The organism is Novosphingobium guangzhouense (assembly GCF_002896965.1).
GTDB lineage: Bacteria > Pseudomonadota > Alphaproteobacteria > Sphingomonadales > Sphingomonadaceae > Novosphingobium > Novosphingobium guangzhouense.
Map to the genome: position 1 here is coordinate 70,798 of NZ_LYMM01000023.1, position 20,706 is coordinate 91,503.

The 20,706-nt window shown below is 61.3% G+C and carries 17 protein-coding genes, 1 pseudogene and 1 riboswitch; of the genes and pseudogenes, 12 read left to right on the forward strand and 6 right to left on the reverse strand.

Translation table 11 applies throughout. The features are described from left to right. Positions 1-129: 129 nt before the first annotated feature. Entirely contained in the window at positions 130-747 is a 618-nt protein-coding gene (locus tag A8V01_RS06520; RefSeq protein WP_425437274.1) for a helix-turn-helix domain-containing protein, read from the forward strand. Continuing rightward, the gene (locus A8V01_RS06525; RefSeq protein ID WP_103095122.1) at positions 744-1,979 is read left to right on the forward strand and encodes a dipeptidase; all 1,236 of its coding nucleotides are present in this window, start codon (positions 744-746) and stop codon (positions 1,977-1,979) included. Before A8V01_RS06520 ends, A8V01_RS06525 begins: the two co-directional genes overlap by 4 nt. 58 nt (positions 1,980-2,037) lie before the next feature. On the opposite strand, the gene A8V01_RS06530 is transcribed toward A8V01_RS06525, so the two are convergent. Both A8V01_RS06530 and A8V01_RS06535 read right to left on the reverse strand, forming a co-directional pair. After that, positions 2,038-3,825, reverse strand: coding sequence for a M14 family metallopeptidase (locus A8V01_RS06530; RefSeq protein WP_103095123.1), 1,788 nt, complete (start codon positions 3,823-3,825; stop codon positions 2,038-2,040). A 17-nt stretch (positions 3,826-3,842) separates the two neighbouring features. Next, positions 3,843-6,002, reverse strand: coding sequence for a TonB-dependent siderophore receptor (locus A8V01_RS06535; protein ID WP_103095124.1), 2,160 nt, complete (start codon positions 6,000-6,002; stop codon positions 3,843-3,845). 658 nt (positions 6,003-6,660) lie between these two features. Here A8V01_RS06535 and A8V01_RS06540 point away from each other — a divergent pair. Then, positions 6,661-8,061, forward strand: coding sequence for a short-chain fatty acyl-CoA regulator family protein (locus tag A8V01_RS06540; RefSeq protein WP_103095125.1), 1,401 nt, complete (start codon positions 6,661-6,663; stop codon positions 8,059-8,061). Positions 8,062-8,083: 22 nt separating this feature from the next. Here A8V01_RS06540 and A8V01_RS06545 read toward each other — a convergent pair. Continuing rightward, positions 8,084-10,084: pseudogene (locus tag A8V01_RS06545) on the reverse strand (TonB-dependent receptor). A gap of 217 nt (positions 10,085-10,301) precedes the next feature. Next, a riboswitch (cobalamin riboswitch) is annotated at positions 10,302-10,546 on the reverse strand. 75 nt (positions 10,547-10,621) lie between these two features. Here A8V01_RS06545 and A8V01_RS28485 point away from each other — a divergent pair. The 6 genes from A8V01_RS28485 to A8V01_RS06565 all read left to right on the forward strand — a co-directional run bounded on the left by A8V01_RS28485 (position 10,622) and on the right by A8V01_RS06565 (position 15,983). Beyond that, entirely contained in the window at positions 10,622-10,777 is a 156-nt protein-coding gene (locus A8V01_RS28485; protein WP_170065847.1) for a hypothetical protein, read from the forward strand. Between the two features lie 678 nt (positions 10,778-11,455). After that, positions 11,456-12,829 carry a tyrosine-type recombinase/integrase gene (locus A8V01_RS06550; RefSeq protein WP_342747351.1) on the forward strand — a complete coding sequence of 458 codons (1,374 nt, stop codon included), beginning with the start codon at positions 11,456-11,458 and terminating at the stop codon, positions 12,827-12,829. A 10-nt stretch (positions 12,830-12,839) separates the two neighbouring features. Continuing rightward, positions 12,840-12,983 (forward strand): hypothetical protein, encoded by a 144-nt coding sequence (locus A8V01_RS28490; protein WP_170065848.1) that lies wholly within the window; start codon positions 12,840-12,842, stop codon positions 12,981-12,983. Positions 12,984-13,005: 22 nt separating this feature from the next. Then, positions 13,006-13,965, forward strand: coding sequence for an ABC-three component system protein (locus tag A8V01_RS06555; protein WP_103095126.1), 960 nt, complete (start codon positions 13,006-13,008; stop codon positions 13,963-13,965). After that, positions 13,952-14,200, forward strand: coding sequence for an ABC-three component system middle component 8 (locus tag A8V01_RS06560; RefSeq protein WP_103095127.1), 249 nt, complete (start codon positions 13,952-13,954; stop codon positions 14,198-14,200). The genes A8V01_RS06555 and A8V01_RS06560 overlap by 14 nt, the downstream gene beginning before the upstream one ends. Continuing rightward, positions 14,187-15,983, forward strand: a complete 1,797-nt coding sequence (locus A8V01_RS06565) for a DUF2326 domain-containing protein (RefSeq protein ID WP_103095128.1) — start codon at positions 14,187-14,189, stop codon at positions 15,981-15,983. Before A8V01_RS06560 ends, A8V01_RS06565 begins: the two co-directional genes overlap by 14 nt. 334 nt (positions 15,984-16,317) lie before the next feature. Here A8V01_RS06565 and A8V01_RS06570 read toward each other — a convergent pair whose 3' ends face one another. Continuing rightward, on the reverse strand, positions 16,318-17,415 hold the full coding sequence (locus A8V01_RS06570; protein WP_103095129.1) for a zinc-dependent alcohol dehydrogenase family protein: 1,098 nt from the start codon (positions 17,413-17,415) through the stop codon (positions 16,318-16,320). A 98-nt stretch (positions 17,416-17,513) separates the two neighbouring features. Continuing rightward, complete coding sequence (locus A8V01_RS06575; RefSeq protein WP_103095130.1) at positions 17,514-18,107, reverse strand: TetR/AcrR family transcriptional regulator; 594 nt, start codon at positions 18,105-18,107, stop codon at positions 17,514-17,516. A 69-nt stretch (positions 18,108-18,176) separates the two neighbouring features. Here A8V01_RS06575 and A8V01_RS06580 point away from each other — a divergent pair, with 69 nt between their 5' ends. The 3 genes from A8V01_RS06580 (at position 18,177) to A8V01_RS06590 (ending at position 20,001) form a co-directional block, all read left to right on the forward strand. Further along, a complete protein-coding gene (locus A8V01_RS06580) occupies positions 18,177-18,959 on the forward strand; it encodes an SDR family NAD(P)-dependent oxidoreductase (protein WP_245892353.1) in 783 nt (260 codons plus the stop codon). 14 nt (positions 18,960-18,973) lie between these two features. Continuing rightward, positions 18,974-19,366 (forward strand): VOC family protein, encoded by a 393-nt coding sequence (locus tag A8V01_RS06585; RefSeq protein WP_103095159.1) that lies wholly within the window; start codon positions 18,974-18,976, stop codon positions 19,364-19,366. A 152-nt stretch (positions 19,367-19,518) separates the two neighbouring features. Then, positions 19,519-20,001, forward strand: coding sequence for a nuclear transport factor 2 family protein (locus A8V01_RS06590; protein WP_103095131.1), 483 nt, complete (start codon positions 19,519-19,521; stop codon positions 19,999-20,001). 121 nt (positions 20,002-20,122) lie between these two features. On the opposite strand, the gene A8V01_RS06595 is transcribed toward A8V01_RS06590, so the two are convergent. Beyond that, positions 20,123-20,689, reverse strand: a complete 567-nt coding sequence (locus A8V01_RS06595; protein ID WP_103095132.1) for a DNA-3-methyladenine glycosylase I — start codon at positions 20,687-20,689, stop codon at positions 20,123-20,125. Between the last annotated feature and the right edge of the window lie 17 nt (positions 20,690-20,706).

Sequence of the window (20,706 nt, forward strand, 5' to 3'; positions counted from 1 at the left end):
GGACGATGTTATCCTGATTGGAAAATTCGTCAATGGTGCTGAAAGGAATGCCGGGTGCCGACCTCACCGCCGACTTTGGGAGCACTGCTTCGCGGCCTTCGCGCAAGGGAAGGCTGGACACTGAAAGAAATGAGCCAGCGCAGCGGCATTCCCGTATCCACGCTGTCCAAAATCGAACATGATCGGCTTACGCTGACTTATGACAAGCTTCAGTCGCTCGGCCAAAGACTGGGCCTGCGCATGGCAGAACTGTTCGCTGAACCCGGTGAGGATGCAGCCCAGCCGGTTACCGCGCGCCGCAGCCTTGGGGACCTTGCAAGCTCGGTACGGGTCGAGACCGCGAACTACGATTATTACTATCTTTGTACTGAGCTGCGGCGAAAGCGGATGATCCCGGTGGTCACGAAGATCCGCGCCCGCTCGGCCGAACAGTTTGGCGAACTTGTGCGCCATTCCGGCGAGGAGTTCATCTACGTCCTCAGCGGCAGCATCGTGGTTGAGACAGAATTCTACGATCCGGTCACTCTGGAGGCCGGGCAGTCGCTTTACATCGATTCCAGCATGGGCCACGCATATCTCGCCGCACAAGGCTGTGACGAGGCCGAAGTGCTGGGCGTCATGTCCAGCGCGGACGATACGCTGATGGAAGCGATGCTCCACATCCACGAGGAGCAGCGGTTGAGCACCGCTCCTGCCAACGAAGATACACCGCAAGTGGCGCGCCGCCGCGCGAAAGGACCCCGATGATCCGCCTGCCAGCTCTCGTCCTGCTTTCCACCCTTGCCGTTGCAACGCCTGCCGTCGCCGCTTCCTCTCCCCCCGATTACGCGGGCCGGGTTGAGAAGGTGCTGCGCGCGACACCGTTGATCGATGGTCACAACGACTGGCCAGAGGCCCTGCGCGAGAACGAGGGCGACAAGCGCTGGACGCTCGATCTGACCGACCTTTCGGCCACGCCCGGCCGCTACAACACTGACATCGTCCGGCTCCGCAAGGGCAGGGTTGGCGGGCAGTTCTGGTCTGTCTGGGTTTCGCCGGACTTGCCGGGTGACGAGCAGGTCATCCAGACGCTTGAGCAGATCGACCTGGTGCGTGCGATCGTGGCACGCTATCCGCAGACCTTTGCGCTGGCCCGCACCGCCGCTGACGTGCGCCGCGCCCATGCGTCGGGCCGCATCGCCTCGATGATCGGGGTAGAAGGGGGCGGGCAGATCGATGGAAATCTTTCGATCCTGCGTACTTACGCGGCACTGGGCGCAGGTTACCTGACCCTCACCCATTCGCGCACCATAGATTGGGCCGATTCCGCGACCGATAACCCGAAACATGGCGGGCTCACAGATTTCGGCAAGCAGGTCGTGCGCGAACTCAACCGGCTTGGCATGCTGGTTGATCTGGCCCACGTCAGCGAGGGCGTGATGCGCGATGCGATCGCAGTTTCAAGTTCGCCGGTCATCTTTTCGCACTCCAGCGCGCGGGCAGTCGATGATCATCCGCGCAACGTGTCCGACGAAGTGCTGCGTCTGCTCAAGGCCAACGGCGGCGTGGTCATGGTGAACTACGCGTCGCCCTACGTCTCCGATGCCTATCGCCGCTGGGCGGCGGATTCGTCGGCGGAGAAGACACGTCTCAATGCGCCCCCGTTCGGCGGGCTCGACATCGGGCAGCCGGAAAAGGCCGCTGCCGACTATGCGCAATGGCTGAAGGCGCACCCGGCGCCGCGCGTCACCCTTGGAGAAGTTGCCGACCATATCGAACATATCTCCAAGGTTGCAGGCGTTGATCACGTTGGCATCGGTTCGGACTTTGACGGTGTCGGCAACCAGTTGCCGGAAGGGCTATCGGACGTATCGACTTACCCGGCACTGCTTGTCGAACTGATGCGCAGGGGCTGGAGTGACGAAGACGTGGCGAAACTGGCGGGCGGAAATCTGCTGCGAGTCATGGAAGCGGCCGAGCGCGCCAGCAAGCCATCGTAGTATCGCTTACTCATGCGTCGTTCTTCTGCAGCCCGGCCAGTCCTCGAATTGCTCGGCTTCACTGCGCGGCGACCACGCGCTTTACCGGATAAACGAGGCTGAATGCATCGCGGTGGGGCAGCCGATCGGAAAGCCATTGCAGGCGCGCTTCGGGATCTTCTGCAAACTTGCTGTTTGAAGCCAGTTTGCGCTCGAACTGCGCCCGCAACTCAGCGTCCGATGCCAGCAAGGCGTCAAGGATCGGCGCGATCACGAAATCCTCCGTCCCTGCAGGCGCTGAAAGCACCTCGGGAAACAGGCCCCATGCCAGGAAGCTGTCCTGGCTTTCCGGCTCCAGCAGTGCCGCCGCCAGCAATCCGAGCGGTTGATCGGAAGCAACCCGCACCGTTCCCGCAGGGATCGTCGCCTCGCTTTGTTCATGCGTAAAACGCGCTGTAACCGGGATGCGTCCGTCGTGCGCGGGGGACAGCCTGACATCATGCATTCGCACCGTATCCACGCGGATGGTTCTCTCGGTCGCCAGCGTTTCCAGGCTGATGCCATGGAGGCGTAGCTTTCGGATCACTTCGGTCTGGGCGGCGGGGATCAGCCAGGCGCTGGGGAGCGAGACAGCTTCGGTCGGATCCTGCCCGATGATCGGCATGCGCAAGGTGATCTGCTTGCCGGTCCAGCGCTGCTCCATCCGGCCGGTGGCGGCCGACTTGTAGGTTTCGAAGGCGACCCCCTTGAACTTGTCCACCCAGCCGATCGGCTGTTTCGCCGGGGTCCAGCGGGTAAGCATCTGCCTAGGCCGTTCAGCGCGGTCGATGGCCTTGGCCTCGGCGATGCGTCCTGCGTCTTGCGCCGCAAGCTTCAGCGCAGCTTCCAGCAGCACATAAGTGCCCAGGACCCGCTGGCGGTACGGCTTGAGCATATGGTTCTCAACCAGTACAGTGGGCACGCCGATGAAGTCGCCGTAGCCGGTCGAATAGCGCGGGCCTTCAGGGCTATAGCGGATGCCCTTCTGGGGATCGCGGGTGTCGATCGGGCTGGGGTAGATAATCGGCTCGTGCCCGGCGCGGGTCAGTGCTGCCTTGACCGTCGGGCCGAAGCGCTGCTCCAGCCAGAGCGCAGTGGCGCGGTGCCGCGCATACTTGCCCCAGCCTGCATACGTGTAAGTCACATCGTATTGCATGTCGAAGCCGCCGCTGACGTGGCAGTCGATATAGAGCGCCGGGTCCAGCCGCTGCAGCAGGGCCACCATGGCGCGCACCTCGGGCGTATCGAGCTTGGCGTAATCACGGTTGAGGTTGATGTTGCGGGCGTTACCCTCGGTTCCCTTGTCCTGCGGGCCGCGCACGTGAAGGAAATTCCAGGGGCTGGAGCGCTCGTGTCCATCGATGTTGAGGATCGGCACGAAGACGAGATCGACCTTGTCGAGCAGGTTGCCCTTGCCGCGCATCGCGATGTCGCGCAGCAGCATCAGGCCGGCGTCCTTGCCGTCGATCTCACCCGAATGTATGCCGGCCTGCACCAGCACTACCGGCTTGCCGGAGCCGCCCTTGCTGGCGCGCACCATCAGCAGGTCGCGGCCTTCGCCGGTTTTGCCAAAGCTCTCGACCTGGATCAGCGGCGAAGCCTTGGCCAGTTTGTCGAGCCAGGATCTTACTTCGTCATAAGACGGCGTGGTCTGGAACCCTGCGACCTCGGCAGGGGTAATCCACGGATCGCCAGCGGGAACGATCAGCTTCTCGCTCGCACCGGACCATGCGAGCGCGGGCGGCAGCACGGCGGGCGGGGCCGGTTCCGCCGCAAAAGCAGCGGGCGCAGAGGCGAGGGTGGCGGCAAGAAACGCAAACTTCATCATCGATCGATCTCCTGCCATCAGAACTGGGCGCGCAGGCCGATGGTGCCGGTACGCGGCGCGCCGGGCTGTACCCAGAGCGGCGAGTAGCTGTTGGCGTACCAGTGTTCATCGAAAAGGTTAGTGATCGAGCCGAACAGTTCGAGATGCTCCATCACATCCACTTTGCCGAACAGGCGGAACAGGGTGTGCGAAGGCAGCATGAAATCGGTTCCCGTCTCGCCCCGGCGCTTGCCGACATATTGCATCCCGGCACCGACCTGCGCCTCGCGCTCGCCCAGCGTGAATGCCTTGGAGATCTGCATGTTGAGGTTGTGCCTGGGAATGTTCACCAGAGCATCGCCGACCTGCACCTGGAAAGAGGTATTGGGGTCGACCATCGCCGAGCGCGCTTCGGCGTCGACGTAGGCGTAAGTCACCAGAATATCGACGCGGCCCGGTAATTTTCCGGCAAGATCGAACTCGGCGCCGCGACTGCGGGCTTTGCCCAGAGCCAGCGAGAAGCCCGGCGCGTTGGGATCGGTAGCCAGCACGTTGGCCTTGGTCAGATGGAACAGGGAAAGAGTTCCCGTCAGCGCGCCGCCCATCAGGCTCAGTTTCGCGCCCGCTTCGAAGGATTCGCTGTGTTCGGGGTCGAATATCTGCCCGTTCACGTCGGTGCCGACATTGGCGCGAAAGCCCTGCCCATAAGTGGCGTAGACCGTCACCGGCTCGCTCACTTCGTACACTACGCCTGCCTGCGGGCTGAACCGGCTGCGTTTGCGGCGGCTGTTCTGGCTGGTCAGGCGATTGTCGGTTTCCAGCGTCAGATGATCGAAGCGTCCGCCGACGCGCAGCTGCAGACGGTCGGTCACTGCGATCTGATCCTGCACGTAAGCTCCGATCGACGTCTGGCGATCGGTACGGTCCATCATGGCGGACCCGATCGGTAGCGGGAAGCGGCCATAGACCGGATCGAGGATATCGATGACGTTGCCCTGTTCAGCCGTAGGGTTTGTGCTGAGGGTGGGTGGGCGGAAGCGCAGGAAAAGCTGCTTGTAATCGAAGTTGTCGTAATCCGCGCCGATCAGCACGCGATGCGCCAGCGCGCCCGTTTCGAACTCGCCCGCCAGTTCTGCGCGGAGCACGTAATGCCGCGCGTCATAGCGGCGCGACCGCCGCTGGCGGGAAAGTGAACGACCATCAGTGTAGAGCGCCTGACGCGAGGCCGCCGTCTCGGCATCGGAGGAGAACCCGGTCAGCAGCGTATCGCGAATGCTGCCGCCTACCAGCAGGCTCCAGCGATCGCTGAACTGGTGATCCAGCCGCAACTGGTGCCCTTCAGCGCGAGCGACCGTATCACCATCGCCCGGCTCACCCAGAAAGCGGGAGCGCGGCACGGTGTCGAAATTGCCATCGAGCACGACAATGCCGCGATCGAACGGAACGGCCACGCGGGTCTTCTCCAGGTCGTATGTCAGGCGCGTATCCGGCCCCAGAGCAAGCCCGACCGAGGGGAGGAAGCCCCAACGCGACTGGTGGACGTGATTGCGGAAGGTATCGCCATCCTCGGCATAGCCGATCAGGCGCACGGTCAGGCCGCCGGTCAGCGCAACATTGACGTCCGCCTCGCCGCGCACCCGGTTCCAGCTGCCGTACTGGATCGCAGCGGCGCCGAATGTGTGCCCCAGTTCGGCCTGCTTGGTGACGAGGTTGATCGTCCCGCCCGGTTCACCCCGCCCTATCAAAGCCGCGGCCGGGCCCTTGAGCACCTCGACCCGCTCGATCCCCGCTGTGTCACGCTGTCCGCCGAAACCGCGCCCGCCATTGAATCCATTGACGAGATAGCCGCTCGGCATGTTCTCGTCCCCTGTAAAGCCACGGATTGCGAACGCATCCCATAACCCGCCCAGCGTATTTTGTCGTACCACTGAGGCATTGAGATCGAGCGCATCGGTCAGCCGCTGGATGCCGTTCTGCTCAAGCGTCTTTGCATCAATCTCGGCGATCGACTGCGGGATTTCCGACACTGCGAAATTGCCGCGATAGGCCTGGCGCACGCCGGTCACGGTGATCGCCTCGCGGCGTTCCTCGCTTGCGGCTTCCGCTTCTTCGGCAGCAGCGGCGCCGCACGGCGCCAGCGCCATGGCGAACGGCAGAGTTCCGGCAAGCAGCCGGCGGTCCTTGGCAATACGAAGCATGCGATCCCCAGATAAACGTATCCCGAGGCAGCGCAGTGACCCCGTTCGGCGCGGGCTTCTGTCAGCACAAAAGGGGCGCGTCAATGATATGTTGCATCATATCAGTAATTCGCGCTGAATACCCAACATCCGCAGAATATCAGGGATTTTTAGCAATGTTCTGGAAACACTATGCCGGAAAGAGCACCCCTGAAACCTGCGGAGAGGTTGAAATGACCTGCGGGGCTACCGGCCAGTGGTTGGTCTGGCGGGTTATGCCCGCGCAGTGCAGGGCGCAGGCCAAAGAGATGGCTGGGCCACCGACAGCCAGTTGCAGCATGAAGCGAATACCGGGATGAAGCGAACAGCGGGCCGCTCAACCGCACGATCCTTGGCGGCTTCGACTATCGCCTAACCGTTGATGCCGAACGCAGTGACCGCACCGGCCTGCGCTTCGAGACGCTGTGCCGCGTAGATACTGCAGACGAGCTGGCCTACTACCTCAACGGCAGCATCTTGCCCTATGTCCTGCGCAATCCAGCCGCATGATCATGCACGGGCGGTTTTAACTCGACTTCTTCGCAAGATCCGCTTTACATTATGCACAGATAGAAAACCAATTTGCGAAGATTTGCGGACATGAGTTCGCTGTTTTGCAAATTTTGCGAATGTAAAGACAATGCGCAAGGCATTCATGGGCGTGCGGCTGCGAAGGCTGCGCGAGGAACGCAGTCTCAAGCAGGTCGAACTGGCCGGGGCACTGGGGATTTCCGCCAGCTACCTCAACCAGCTCGAACAGAACCAGCGCCCACTGACGGTTCCGGTACTGCTCAAGATCAACGCCGTGTTCGGCGTCGACGTGCAGCTGTTCTCCGAGGACGAGGAGGCGCGGCTCATCACCGACCTGCGCGATGCGCTTTCCGATGGCACCGAGACTATTTCGGTCGCAGAAGTGCGCGAATTGGCCTTGAACATGCCCGCTGTGGGACGAACGCTGGTTGCGCTGCATCGCCGCTATCGCGAAGCTGCCGAACGTTCGGAAGCCATGGCCGCGCAGCTTGGCGACGACTGGATTTCGGGCGGTCCCGCCCGCATGCCCTTCGAGCAGGTCCGCGATTTCTTCTATGCCCGGCACAACCATGTGGAACCGCTCGATGAAGCTGCCGAACGCCTCTACCGCCGTGCTGGGCTGACACCCCGCACCATCCAGGACGGCGTCGCCGCATGGCTGCGCGAGAAGCACGGCGTCGAGGTTTTTCGCGGTGACAGCGATACGGCGCAACGGCGTTACGATCCTCTGACCCGCACGCTGCATATCGCGGCCAACCTCAAACCCGGCCAGCAGACGTTCCAGATGGCAACGCAACTGGCCTTTCTCGAATTTGGTGAAGAGATCGACCGCCTTGCCGACGATCGCATTCTTGCCGGCGACGAAGCCCGGCGCCTGGCGCGGGTGGGTCTTGCCAACTATTTTGCGGGTGCGCTGATCCTGCCCTATTCCGATTTTCTGGCGGCAGCCGAGCAGGAAGCCTACGATATCGAGAAGCTCGGTCGCCGTTTCGGCGTCGGCTTCGAGACGGTTTGCCACCGGCTATCCACCCTGCAGCGTGCGGATGCGCGCGGGGTGCCATTCTTTTTCATCCGCGTGGACCGCGCCGGGAACATCTCCAAGCGCCAGTCGGCAACGGACTTTCACTTCTCGCGCGTCGGCGGCAGTTGCCCCTTGTGGAACGTCTACGAGGCCTTTGCCCAACCCGGCCGTGTGCTCACGCAAATGGCGCAGATGCCCGATGGGCGCACTTACTTGTGGGTGGCGCGTACCGTGGGCAGCGGGAATGCGGGCTATGGGGTTCCTGGCAAGACGTTCGCGGTCGGGCTGGGGTGCGATATCCGCCATGCTGCGCGTCTGGTCTACTCGCGCGGGCTCGACCTTGCCGACCCAGACACGGCGACGCCGATCGGGGCAGGCTGCAAGGTCTGCGAGCGCCCGAACTGCCTGCAACGCGCCTTCCCGCCGATCGGGCGCGCCGTGACGGTGGACGAGAACCGCAGCACGACCACGCCCTATCCGGTCGAATGACGGGACAGGGCGTGGACCGGGATCAGAACGTGTAGCGTGCGCCGATCTTGAATGTGCGCGGTTCGATCACGCGGCTGAGGCGGCCTTCAACCGGGCCGTTCGTATCGAACGCCGGGATGTAGGATTCGTAGTAATACGCGATGTCCTTGTCGTGGCTGTCGAGGATGTTCAGCACTTCGCCGTAGATCTCGATCTTGCGGCCCTTCCACGCGGCGCGGGCGTTGACGATCGTGCTGCCTTTGTCGCGCACCGAGTTGTCCTCGATCAGGGGGTATGGGCCGAGATGCGGGACACGCACGCTCGCTTCCCAAGGGTCGAGCACGATTGCAGCGCCAGCGGAGGCTGCATTCTCGACCGCGTTGGGAATGCGATCGCCGTTGTCGTAGCGAGAGTGGCTGGCAACATAGCTGCCATCGAGCGCCAGCCACGGCAGCGGGCGCCACAATCCAACCACCTCGTAGCCGTGACGCTTGCTGGCGCCGGTCGGCTCCACCGCGTTGGAATCACCCACAAAGCGCAGTTCGCTGCCCACGTCGAGCCACCAGTAAGTGGCGGTCAGCGAGACGGTTCCAAGTTGCAGGCGACCGCCCAGTTCCTTGCCCGTGCCGCGTACCAGTACCGGTACGGGCGATTCCACGTTCACCGCGCCGCGCACGTCGTTGGAATGGAAGCCGCGCCCCCAGTTGGCGTAGACCTCGAACTGCGGCGCGATCTGGTAGGCTGCCGACACCTTGGGTGACACGATGGAATCGTGCCCACTGCCGGTGCCAAGCTCGGCCGCCACGGCATCTCGCGCACGTACGGAGTAGTGATAGTAATCACCGCGCAGGCCGCCCGTCAGCCGGAGGCCGGGCAGCGGCTTCCAGGTCGCTTCACCGTATAGCGCTCCCGACAGTTCCTCGACGTGGTAACGGCCCAGCGAGAACAGGAAATCGCGGCCTTCGGTGCGGTTCACGCCGACATCGCCAATGTGGTCGTAGCGGTTTTCCGTGCCCACACTCAGTTGCAGTGTCGAGCCTACATCCCACTGCTTGCGCGCGGTAAGGCCGACGACCCAGCGCTTGTCGAACTGGTCGATCTGCGCGCTGGTGCCGTCCGGATCGGCATAGGTCGGGTTCGAATACATGTCCTAGTCGTAGTACTGGGCATAGACATTCGCGCTCCAGCTCGGCTGCCGAACCGCGATGTTGCCGACGAAGCGCGTCGTGCGGCGGCGCGCAGAAGGATCGGGCGAGCAGAATTCGTCAGGGCATAGCGCGCTGCCGATGATCCGCTCGGGGATCTGCTCGGTCGGCCGCCAGGTGGCGTGGTAGGCGTGAAGCGAGGCTTCGAGAGTGCCTTCGCCGGTGGGCGCGGTGTACTTCGCGAAGCCGGAGTAATGCCGAAGGTGTTCCGCCTGCTGCCAGGGTCCATCATAGCGCTTGGCCTGCCCCACCAGGGTCAAGCTGCCGCTCGCCACATCCGTGATTGTGCCCCCGGCGGCCAGCCGCCCTGATTTGTATGATCCACCCTCGACCGAAATCCACGGGCGGTCGAACCGATCGATGGTGGTCATGTAGGCCGTCCCGGCCAGCGCGAAATCGCCGCCATCGGCGCGGTACGGCCCTTTGCGGAAGTCTTCGCGGGCGACGATTTCGGGGATCAGACCGTTGAGGTCGAGATAGCCCTGGCCATGCCCGTGACTGCGCAGGTTCATCTGCACGCCATCGATATAGGTGGTGAAGTCCGTGCCGTGATCGAGGTTGAAGCCGCGCAGGAAGTACTGGTTTGCCTTGCCGCTGCCCGAATGCTGTGCCGCCACCATGCCGGGCACCGCTTCGAGCAGTTCGGCGACACGCAGCAGTGGGCGGACCAGCAGGTCGGAACCGCCGACGCTGCCTTCGCTGGCGGCATGCGCGGCGCCGATCTTGGCCTCGCCGCGCCCGAACACTACGATCTCGCTGGAGCCGCCGTCCGCGCCGTCGGTGGCAGCCTCTTCGGCCAAGGCGGGCATCGCTGTCAGCGCTATTGCAGTACTTGCCATGATGCGCACGAGAGCACTGCATTTCCTGAAATTCATCATCATTCCCCCCCCCGGGCGCCTGCGACTGGGTGGGAGGCCTGCCGTCATAAAGACGGTCGGCACGCGCCTGCGGCCGGACGCCGTGGGCGACCGTCTGCGCGAACCGATGCGGCCTCCACCGCTGGTTCGTCGCTCGGACGGAAAGATTCCGGGCCTTGGCCATCCCCTGGACCACGGCATGAGCGACCAGACGCAGGCAGGTCTCCTGGCTCACGGGTCAACACAGCGATGCATGGCCTTCCCAGGCCTCGCATGAATTAGCGTCCGGCCCAGTGACTGGCGGCAGAAACCTTCGTCCCGCCACACATATGCATCGCGCTCACCGCTTACAGTTGCAGGGACAGCCTCGGATTCGAAGAGAAACCCTTCTCACCGCGTTCCCTTTTAAGCCTCTCTCGAAGCACCGGCGCGATCTTTTGCCTGCACCAGTTACGGGCAGGTACGGCGCGCTATCCCAAGCCGCTGGATGGCACAAGAGTTTCTGTATGACGTCTAAGTATGGCTGGCGTGCTGAACTATCGGCAGATCACGGTCACGGGCAAGAAAGGCGAAATTGGCCGCAACCAGCAGGTGCGGGCACAGGACACAACCACTGCACTGATTGAATTTACCGTCGCCTATATCGATGCGGTGAGGGATGTCTCAAAACGATAGGATCGACCTGCTTCGCTCCAGCCCTCGTGAACGGGCGCCGGGTTGCCAGCGCTTACGATCTGCTTATCGGTCCCCGAAGGGAAGGCTTGTAAGCTACTTACTGTGCAGGTGAGTGGTTGGCCGCATAGGTGCTTGAAAAAGCACTGAAAGGTGGCGGAGACGCCGGGATTCGAAATAACCCTCTAAGCCCTTGGCTTATACCGGTAAATCTCGCGCGCTTAGAAAATAAGCCACGCTTGGATCCACGTCACGCTGGCACGCAAAAAAAGAGTTCCTAGTAGCCCTGTCTGGCTTCCGGCTTTATATCGACGCATGAATTAATTTTCAAGCTATCGCTGGTGCTCGAGTTGTCCTCGCGGAGTTGCTGGAAATTCATCACGGTTTTCGAATGAGCGCGGTGACGACGTCGGCATTTTCTTACCAGTTAATGAGGAATCAAACCAAATTTTTCCTGTGGTCCTAATTGTGGCTGAATCTCCCGCACGGCATGATGAAAAATTGAGAATTCAGTCCGTTGAACGCTAACCTCCGTTCCCACCCTCTCCGCCAGAGGCCCCTCCACGAGGGGCCACAGACGTCCACTCGGATAGACATTTTTTCCCTCTGAAATCTGACGTTTAGCAGGCTCAGGCGACCACAGTCGTCCACAGGCCTCCAATACGCATGTGGTTCTGATTCGTGGTCTCGGCGCTGAAAAACGTGGTCTCGGAGATGACGATGTTGAGCGACGCAAAAATCCGCGGGGTCAAGCCGCGCGACAAGGCCTTCAAGGTTACCGACAGCCACCGGCTCTACCTGCTGGTGACCCCGGGCGGATCGAAGCTGTGGAAGTGGAACTACGCCTACGACGGCAAGCAGAAGACGATGGCCTTCGGGAGCTATCCAGTGGTCACCCTGCTCGAGGCGAGGGGCAAACGAGACGAGGGCAGGGCGATGCTGCTGGAGGGCAAGGACCCCGCCATCCAGAAGAAGCTGCGGATCGAGGCGAACCTCGAGAAGGCCCGCAACACCTTCGAGCTGGTCGCGCGCGAGTGGTATGAAACCGTCAAGGCGCAGTGGGCCAGGGTCCATGCCGAAGACGTGCTGCGCAGTCTGGAGCGAGACGCCTTTCCCTTCATCGGCGACTTGCCGGTCTCGGAATTGACGCCTCCGAAAATCCTCGAGGTCCTCCAAGCGATCGAGGAGCGGGGCGCGATCGAATCGGCCAGGCGCTTGCGGCAGCGAATTTCGTCGGTGTTCGTCTTTGCGATCGCCAAGGGTATCGCCGAGAAGGATCCGGCCGAGAAGCTTGCCGCCGTCCTCAAGCCGCTGCGCAAGGGGCGCCAGCCGGCGATCACCGATCTCAAGGCACTCAAGAAAATGATCGGCGATGCGGAGCAGGATTATGCGCGGCCGATCACCCGGCTGGCGCTTCGTTTGCTCGCTCTCACGGCGGTCAGGCCGAGCGAGCTTCGTGGCGCGCTGTGGGAGGAGTTCCACGACCTTAACGGCGAGGAGCCCCTATGGCGAATTCCGGCCTCGCGCATGAAAGGCGATCTCGATCGCAAGGAGGAGATCGGCGGCGATCACCTGGTCCCGCTCGCCTCGCAGAGCATCGACGTGCTGCGGGCCCTCTGGCCATTGACCGGGGGAGGGGAACTGGTGTTTCCCGGGAACCGGCACGGGCACCGGCCGATGAGCGAAAATGCCATCGGCTATCTCCTCAACCGGGCCGGCTATCATGGCCGGCATGTGCCCCACGGGTTCAGGGCGGCATTCTCGACGATCATGAACGAATGGGCCGAGCGACATGGCAAGAAGCATGATCGCAAGGTCATCGACCTGATGCTGGCGCATGTACCCACAGGTAAGGTCGAGGGCGCCTACAACCGCGCGGCCTATCTCGAGCGGCGGCGCGAACTGGCGGTGGCCTGGGCGGACCTCCTGACCAAGGGCCTGCCGTCGCTCGAGTTGCTTGTCGACCTGCCGGCCAAGGAACTGATGGGTCAGTCACGTCGCAAGAGACTCCCTCAGGTGCCGGCGAATTTCCTGTTCCCGGAAGGGGAGGGCTAGATGCGGGAACATGCCGACCACGCAAATCATGCAGCAGTTTTTTTGGCAGGAGGAATTGACCTGCGCAGCCTCGAAATACAGCTTGGCCCTAAGTGCAATTGCGATAGAAGCGCCGCCTGCGGCGACGCTCGGCATCACAACGGCCTATATCTAGGGCGTGGCCTCCTGAAACTGACATGATGTTTCGATACGAAGATCTTGGAGACGATCAGTTCGAGGAACTGATCGTGCTTCTTTGTCGCCACCTGCTCGGTGTCGGTGTCAAGGGCTTTGCCAAAGGACCCGATGGCGGTCGCGACGCCAAGTTCGTCGGCACCGCGCAGCTCATGCCGAGTACCGCTGCCCCCTGGGTCGGTACGGTGATCGTCCAGGCGAAGCACACCAACGGCTACAACAAGAGCTTCTCCGAAACCGACTTCTACAGCGCCAAATCCGACAAGAGCGTGATTGGCGAAGAGGTGCTGCGGGTCAAAAAGCTGCGTGCGGCGAGCCAGCTCGATCACTATATGCTGTTCGCCAATCGCAGGCTCGCGGGCAATGCCGAGCAGACGATCACCACTTTCATCGCCGAGGCCACCGGCGTCCCCGTAGGCTCGATCTATCTGTGCGGGATCGAGCAGCTCGAATCCTGGCTGAAGCAGTTTCCCGAGGTCGCGAAAGTTGCCCGGCTCGATCCCGTCGATTCTCCGCTGATCGTTTCGCCCGATGAACTGGCCGAGGTCGTCGAGGCCTTCGCGGCGCACAGCGCGCTCATCACCGAGACGATCGACCAGCCGCCGGAGGCTCGCACATCGTATGAGGTGAAGAACAACCTCAATCAGATGACGCCGGAGTATGCGAAGCTCCAGCGCAAGCTCTATCTTAAAGACACCGCACAAATCCGCGCCTTCCTCGCCGCGCCCGAGAACCAGCACATTCTGCGAGCTTACGAGACGGCGGTCGAGGAATTTCAGCTCAAGATCATCGCGAAGCGCAAGGACTACCAGAATTTCGACGCAGCCATGAATTATCTGGTCGATCTGTTGTTCAATCGCGATCCGGTGCTGCGGCAGCACAAGCGGCTGACGCGCGCAGTCGTGTTCTATATGTACTGGAACTGCGACATCGGACTGGGGGTGGACGATGCTACGGCCTAGCAAGCATGCCCATCCCGACCGCACCGTCGTAAACGTCGCCCTGCTTCTGCTCAAAAGGCTGAAGGCCAAGCGGTTGGCGGATTACAGTTCATTGCTCGCGTATGCGCGCAAGGCGGTGCCTGGCGGCGATGTCCTGTTCCTGCCCTCGCTCAATTTCCTGTTCCTGCTGGGCCTCGTCATCTACCATCCCAAAACGGATTCCTTCGAGTATGTTGGCCTGAATGAAGCCGTCTAAGCTCTATACCGATCGGCCGGCCCTCTTCGCCGCAGTGGAATTCGCGCCCGAACTCAACGTCGTCATGGCGCAGATTCGGCTGCCCGAGAACCAGGACCGGGACACCCACAATCTGGGCAAGACGACTCTTGGCCGATTGCTCGACTTCGGCTTCCTGGCCGGCAAGGATCCCAAGTTCTTCCTGTTCCGGCATGAGGACCGGTTCGGCCAGTTTGTATTCTTTCTCGAAATCGAGCTGCTCGACGGCACCTATGTCACGGTACGCCGCAGCGTTGCCGAGCAGAGCCGGATTGCATTCAAGAAGCATTTCGCGCGCCATCAGGATTTCTCCACGCTCGCAGATCGTGAATGGGATCATATGGATGTGCCCTTCGATCGGGCGAAAGAGATGCTGGACAGCTATCTGGACTGGCGCACGCTCAAGCCTTGGCCTTACCGCAAGGGGCTCGGCTATTTCCTGCGATCGCAGGAGGATTTCGGGGACGTTTTCCACCTGCGGCGCTTCGCGAATTCGCATGCCGACTGGAAGCCGTTCCTTGCCCATATCCTGGGGTTCGACGCGAAACTGATCGCCGAGCTCTATGAGAAGGAAGCGGCGCTCACCGAAATGGAGACCAGGTCCGCCAATATCCGGCAGGAGTTGAGCGGCGGCGACATCGAGGACGCCGGCAAGATCGACGGCATCCTCCTGCTGAAAATGCAAGAGATTGAAAAGAAGCAGGCCCTCCTCGACAGTTTTGACTTTCGCAGTGAAGACAAGTCGCAAACCAAAACCCTGGTCGACAAGATCGATGAGAAGATCGCGGCGCTGAACGCTCGGCGCTATTCTCTGATGGCCAACCGCAAGAAAATTGTTGCCTCGCTTCAGGACGATCAGATTCTCTTCAACCCTGATGAGGCCGCTGAACTGTTCCAAGAGGCTGGCATGCTCTTCGGAGGACAGATCAAGCGCGACTTCCAGCAGCTGATCGACTTCAACAAGGCTATCACCGAAGAACGACAGGGCTATCTGATCGAGGAACGCGCGGACATCGACGTCGAACTGAAGGCGATCAACGGCGAGCTCAACACGCTGGGAAAACGGCGGGCAGAGATGCTCGCATTCCTGAGCGAGACGGATACCTTTGCGAAATACCGTCGGTTCACCAGTGAGTTGGTGACGCTGCGTGCCGACGTCCAGTCGCTCCAGCGGCAGCGCGACTTCGTCCATCGCCTGCAACAGCTGCGCACCGATATCCGGTCGCTGCAGGAGGACAAGGTCCATCTGCAAAGCGCGATCGAGGCCGATGTCGAAATGAAGAGCGCCACAGCCGACAGCCTGTTCTCCGCGATCAGGCTCTACTTCAATGAGATCGTGGAAGAAGTGATCGACAGCAAGGCGCTGCTCAATGTTTCGGTCAACAGGTTGGGACATCTCGAGTTCAAGGCCGAACTGCTCGATGAGGCCGGTAACGCCACCAGCGCCGATCGTGGGCACAGCTACCGAAAGCTGCTGTGTGTGGCTTTCGACCTTGCACTGATCCGAGCGCATCTCGGCGAGGCGTTTCCGCGCTTTGCCTATCACGACGGTGTGCTGGAATCTCTGGATGACCGCAAGAAGGAGGTGCTGATCTCGGTCCTGCGCCGCTACACTAGCATGGGAATCCAGTCGATCGTGACACTCATCGATTCCGATTTGCCGAAGCGAGCAGCCGATCAGCCATTTTTCGAGAAGGACGAAATCGTACTGCTCTTGCATGACGAGGACGAGAGCGGGCGACTATTCAAAATGCCATCCTGGTAGTTCGCCGGTGCGGGATCTGGCTAGCCCCACGTTCATGGGCATTGAATGTTGAAGGGCTTTGTAGAATCAGAGTTGGCTGGACGGCTATGCGCCCATCTTACTCTCTCAGCAGTAGAGAAGCCGCCACCAGAAGCGGGCAGTCACCGCAGGCGGCGATCAACAGGAAAAAGGCGAGACATGGCGTATAGCCGTCGCTCGCTTCCTACGCACGAACGACGGCTTCCGAAAAAAATGGTCTTCCAAAGGGAGCCGGCATCCACAGCAAAGCAGGATCGGCGCTGCCGATTAAGACCCGTTTGGTGGGCGGTAATGCGCGGCAGTGTGCCGCTATTGGTTACTTCGTGGTGATGACAACCTTTCCGCTCAGCGCTCCATCCTCCATGCGCCAGTGAGCCTCCTGCACTTCCGCGAGGTCAAAGGTGCTATCCACTCGAGGCTTGTAAGCGGACCGTGCGACCGCATCGCGGATGTACTCCTTCGCAGCAGCGAACCGTTCGGGCACATCGGTCAGTTCGAAGAGATCGACGAAGGAGAGGGAACGTCGGTCGAGCGCCACAAGGGGTACGTCAACGCGTGCGGCAGTGATGTCCGGCGATGTCTGTGCTCCGTAGCTGAACAGGCTTCCCCCCTCTGCAAGGCATGCAACGCAATGCGCTAGCAGGGCGCCGCCCACCGTATCCAGGACCACCTTCACGCCGTTTCCACCGGCAGCGTCCATGACGATGTCGGTCAGCGCTTGCTCATCCGTGGCAATGACATGGTGTGCGCCGAGATCCAACAGTTCCTGCTTGCGTGTATTCGTCCGCGTGGTGGCGAAGACGATGGCACCCATGTCCTGTGCGAATTGAATGAGCGCACTGCCGACCGGAGACGTACCGGCGGTCACCAACACGGAATCGCCGGAGCCTACGGGCACCTTGGTGATGAGATTGTAGGCCTGCAACCCTGCCATCCAGACCGCGGCTTCCTCTGCCGCCGTCGTTCCGGCGATGGATTTCACCACGGCCGATGCAGGCACATTGGCATGTGTTGCGTAGATGCCGGATCCGACGAACGGCGTCTGGACAGGGAGAATCGCAACACGGTCGCCTATGCGGTAGCCCGAAACCTGACCACCCATCCCCACGACGGTCCCTACACCTTCGGCACCCAAGACTGAGGGCAGACTTGGTGGAATGACGTAGAAATTGCGGCGGTAGAGTGCCTCGAACCGATTGACCCCGATCGCCTCGATGCTGACCCGAACCTCATCGGGACCAATTTCCGGCAGCTCGAAGGACTCGACTTTCAAGACCTCCGGTCCACCGATTTCGGAAAAAATGACGTGTTGCATGGTGTCCTCGCTGTAGCGGTGCGCCATCCAGTTCGAGCGCAGCGCGCAAGCAGGAATACTCGCGAGCGGCCTACCCGATGATAGCAGCACTTGTGACATCCAACCCGCTCAGCCGCGAGTTAGTAGTGGTCGCTATAATGGCGATCGCAATGGGTCGCAACATAATAGTGATCGCTACAAATGAGCCGCCGACGCGTTCAGGCTATGGGAGTAGAGAGGCCAGCCTTGAACATGATAGCGGCCTGCTCGGCTGCAGCGCGGAGCCGACTGGACTCCATACCCGTATAGGCTGCGGCCGAGAGTCCGCGTACCATGGTCACAACAGCATCTGCGATCGCATCCCCGTTCTGGGGAACGCGCTTGCGGATCTCCTTTCCGATCGCCGACACCATCACAGCGCTGATTTCGGAAGCGATCGCCCGTGCTTCGGGATCGGCTGCGCGCGTCCCTTCCGTCACCAAGCACCCACGAGCTGCAGCATCGCGGGAATACTGCTCAGCGGCCGACACGAAAATCATCGTCACGGCCTCGCCTATGTCACGACCTTCGAAAATCTCCGATACTGGCAACGAGTGTTCGGCCGCATAGCGCCGTAGGGCATGTTCGAAGAGACCTGCCTTGCTGCCATAGGCAGCGTAGAGGCTTGGGGGATTGATCTCGAGAGCCTGCGTCAGATCGGCAACGCTCACGCCATCATAGCCTCTCTGATGGAACAGATGCTGGGCTTTCTCGACACCGAGCTGCCGATCGAACGGCCTCCTCGGGCGTCTTACACGAACCTTCTCGCTCATTTGGACCTCCTGAACACAGCGAGATTATAGTGTTTGCTACAATTATTTACAACGCACCCTTGCTGCACCATGGTAGCGATCACTATTATGGTGCGGCAACAGGAGTCAGCGATGTCATCGGATAGGAAGATTGCCCTAGTGACGGGCGGTAGCAGCGGGATCGGTCTCGCTATCGCGCGCAAGTTCGCTGCCTCCGGGATGCAAGTGATTGTAGCAGGTCGACGGCAGGAGGCTCTGGATCGCGCAGTCAGCCAATTGGGTGAAGACGCATCCGGTATCGTAGCCGACGTTTCCAACCTCACCAGCCTCGACACGCTTTTCTCGCAGATCCGCTCCGACTTCGGTCGGATCGACGTGTTGGTCGCTAACGCCGGCGTCGGTGTCCATGCGCCTTTGGGTCAGATCACCGAAGCTGGCTTCGACCAGCAATTCGACATCAACGTGAAGGGCATCGTCTTCACCGTACAAGCAGCTTTGCCACTGCTGAACCCGGGCTCCTCCATCGTGATCGTCGGTTCGACCTCCTCGATCGATCCCGGCCCGTCGATGAGCATCTATGGTGCCACCAAGGCAGCCGTGCGCAACCTTGTCAGGAGCTGGGTCAGCGATCTGAAAGGTTCCGGTATCCGCATCAACATCGTCAGCCCGGGGCCGACGAACACGCAATCGCTTCGGGATGCCTTTGGTGAGCATGCGGAAGAGGGCCTTGCCTTCCTTAGGAAGAAGAGCCCCATTGGCCGTATTGGCGAGCCTGATGAGATCGCAGAGGTCGCCGCATTCCTGGCCAGCGAGAGCGCAAGCTACGTCAACGGTGTCGAGCTTTTCGCAGACGGCGGAGCGTCCCAGGCATGAAGGAAGATCCAGCCATGAGCATCATTGACCACATCGAGCTTCCAGTTGCAGACGCCGAGGTGTCCCGCCGTTTCTACGAAGCTGCGCTGGAGCCGCTTGGGCTATCGCTGGTCATCACCATCGATCCGGCGCGCACCGCCCATGGAGGGGCGCGACTTGGCTTCGGCCGAAAAGGCTATCCGAGCCTCTGGCTTCACGAGGAGGCCGGCAGCAGCCTCCCTGTCCATGTCGCCTTTAGCGCTGGCGACAGGAAGGCCGTCGATGCATTCCACAACAAGGCGCTGGCACATGGTGGAAGCGACAACGGCGCTCCTGGTGTCCGGGAGCGATACCATCCGACCTACTACGCGGCCTATGTGTTTGATCCTGATGGCAACAACATCGAGGCCGTTTGCCAGACCGAGTAGATCGGGTCTGTGCCGCATGAAAATCGCGCTGCCGCGAACACGCTAGGTCCGGCGATCATAGCCGAGTTGCCGCCGTGGGGGTCACGCCTCAGCTCGGCTCGAAGGCTCTCACCAGCGACACACGGCAAATCCAATCAACGTGAAGGAAACCCATGTCTACCAAAGCCACTCTTCCCAGCGCTATCGACAAGCTTGTCATTGAGAGCGAGGTTCGCCGCCTGCTGGCAACATATGCTCATAACCTCGACTACGGGAAGGTCGATGCAAATGCCGAGTTGCTGGCGTCTGCCAAGTTCAATGTTGGGGGTACGATCGTGGAAGGACGCGACCGCATCGCGCAGTTCCTACGGAACAATCTCCAGTACCATGTCGACGACACGCCCAGGACCTGGCATTCGGTCTCGAACGTGCTTATCGCCATCGCCTCTGCGACGGCCGCCAGTTCGATCTGCTACTTTACCGTCCACCAGGAGCTGCAAGGTCTGCCATTGCAGCCGATCGTGACTGGCCGTTACATCGACACCTTCGAACTTCATGATGGAGCGTGGCGCTTTGCGTCTCGCGAGGTTGAGGGGCGCCTCTTCGGCGACGTCAGCAAGCACATCGCTGCTCCGACCGAAGCCGCAGCGGAGTGAGGCAGCGATGACCGGCAAACGACAGGCACTGGTGGAAGAAGCCTGGCTCTGAGGTCCGACATCGACTCTCGCCATCGGTCACCACCACATCTCCAACACATGATTGCCACCGCGCGCGGCATCACCGCTTTGCCTTAAACACTTCGCGCTGCCGATAGCATCCAGCCATGTGGTCGTTGGTGATGCCTACCGCCTGCATCCAGGCGTAGACGATGGTGGGGCCGACAAACTTGAAACCCCGCGCCTTGAGATCCTTGGAGATCGCTGCCGACAATGGTGTTTGGGTATCATACAGGTTGCCCGCGATCGGCTCGCCCGCCGTGAAGGACCAGCAATAGGCGGCGAAATCCTCACCGCGTTCCTGCATGGCGTTGAATATCTGCGCCCCTTTGACCGTGGCCATAATCTTGGCGCGGGCGCGGACGATGCCAGGGTTTGCCATCAGGCGCTCAATGTCGTGTTCGTCGAACCGGGCGACCTGCTGCGGGTCGAACCCCGCAAAGGCCTCGCGGAAGGCATCCCGCTTACGCAGGATGATCTCCCAGGAAAGCCCGGCCTGGAAACCTTCGAGCATCAGCGTTTCCCATAGCATCCGGGGGTCGCGCTGGGGCACGCCCCATTCGGTGTCGTGATAGGTTTGCATGAGCGGGTTTGACCCCGCCCATCCGCAGCGCTGCTTGCTATCCATGGCCGGGCCTTCCTTTC

What these genes read in the sequence shown, in the direction of transcription:
- A8V01_RS06535 (WP_103095124.1), bottom strand. Translation starts at nt 6,002, where the DNA reads ATGCTTCGTATTGCCAAGGACCGCCGGCTGCTTGCCGGAACTCTGCCG.
- A8V01_RS06530 (WP_103095123.1), bottom strand. Translation starts at nt 3,825, where the DNA reads ATGATGAAGTTTGCGTTTCTTGCCGCCACCCTCGCCTCTGCGCCCGCT.
- A8V01_RS06520 (WP_425437274.1), top strand. Translation starts at nt 130, where the DNA reads ATGAGCCAGCGCAGCGGCATTCCCGTATCCACGCTGTCCAAAATCGAA.
- A8V01_RS06540 (WP_103095125.1), top strand. Translation starts at nt 6,661, where the DNA reads ATGCGCAAGGCATTCATGGGCGTGCGGCTGCGAAGGCTGCGCGAGGAA.
- A8V01_RS28490 (WP_170065848.1), top strand. Translation starts at nt 12,840, where the DNA reads ATGCCGACCACGCAAATCATGCAGCAGTTTTTTTGGCAGGAGGAATTG.
- A8V01_RS06555 (WP_103095126.1), top strand. Translation starts at nt 13,006, where the DNA reads ATGATGTTTCGATACGAAGATCTTGGAGACGATCAGTTCGAGGAACTG.
- A8V01_RS06595 (WP_103095132.1), bottom strand. Translation starts at nt 20,689, where the DNA reads ATGGATAGCAAGCAGCGCTGCGGATGGGCGGGGTCAAACCCGCTCATG.
- A8V01_RS06585 (WP_103095159.1), top strand. Translation starts at nt 18,974, where the DNA reads ATGAGCATCATTGACCACATCGAGCTTCCAGTTGCAGACGCCGAGGTG.
- A8V01_RS06590 (WP_103095131.1), top strand. Translation starts at nt 19,519, where the DNA reads ATGTCTACCAAAGCCACTCTTCCCAGCGCTATCGACAAGCTTGTCATT.
- A8V01_RS06580 (WP_245892353.1), top strand. Translation starts at nt 18,177, where the DNA reads ATGGTAGCGATCACTATTATGGTGCGGCAACAGGAGTCAGCGATGTCA.
- A8V01_RS06575 (WP_103095130.1), bottom strand. Translation starts at nt 18,107, where the DNA reads ATGAGCGAGAAGGTTCGTGTAAGACGCCCGAGGAGGCCGTTCGATCGG.
- A8V01_RS06570 (WP_103095129.1), bottom strand. Translation starts at nt 17,415, where the DNA reads ATGTCACAAGTGCTGCTATCATCGGGTAGGCCGCTCGCGAGTATTCCT.
- A8V01_RS06560 (WP_103095127.1), top strand. Translation starts at nt 13,952, where the DNA reads ATGCTACGGCCTAGCAAGCATGCCCATCCCGACCGCACCGTCGTAAAC.
- A8V01_RS28485 (WP_170065847.1), top strand. Translation starts at nt 10,622, where the DNA reads ATGGCTGGCGTGCTGAACTATCGGCAGATCACGGTCACGGGCAAGAAA.
- A8V01_RS06525 (WP_103095122.1), top strand. Translation starts at nt 744, where the DNA reads ATGATCCGCCTGCCAGCTCTCGTCCTGCTTTCCACCCTTGCCGTTGCA.
- A8V01_RS06565 (WP_103095128.1), top strand. Translation starts at nt 14,187, where the DNA reads ATGAAGCCGTCTAAGCTCTATACCGATCGGCCGGCCCTCTTCGCCGCA.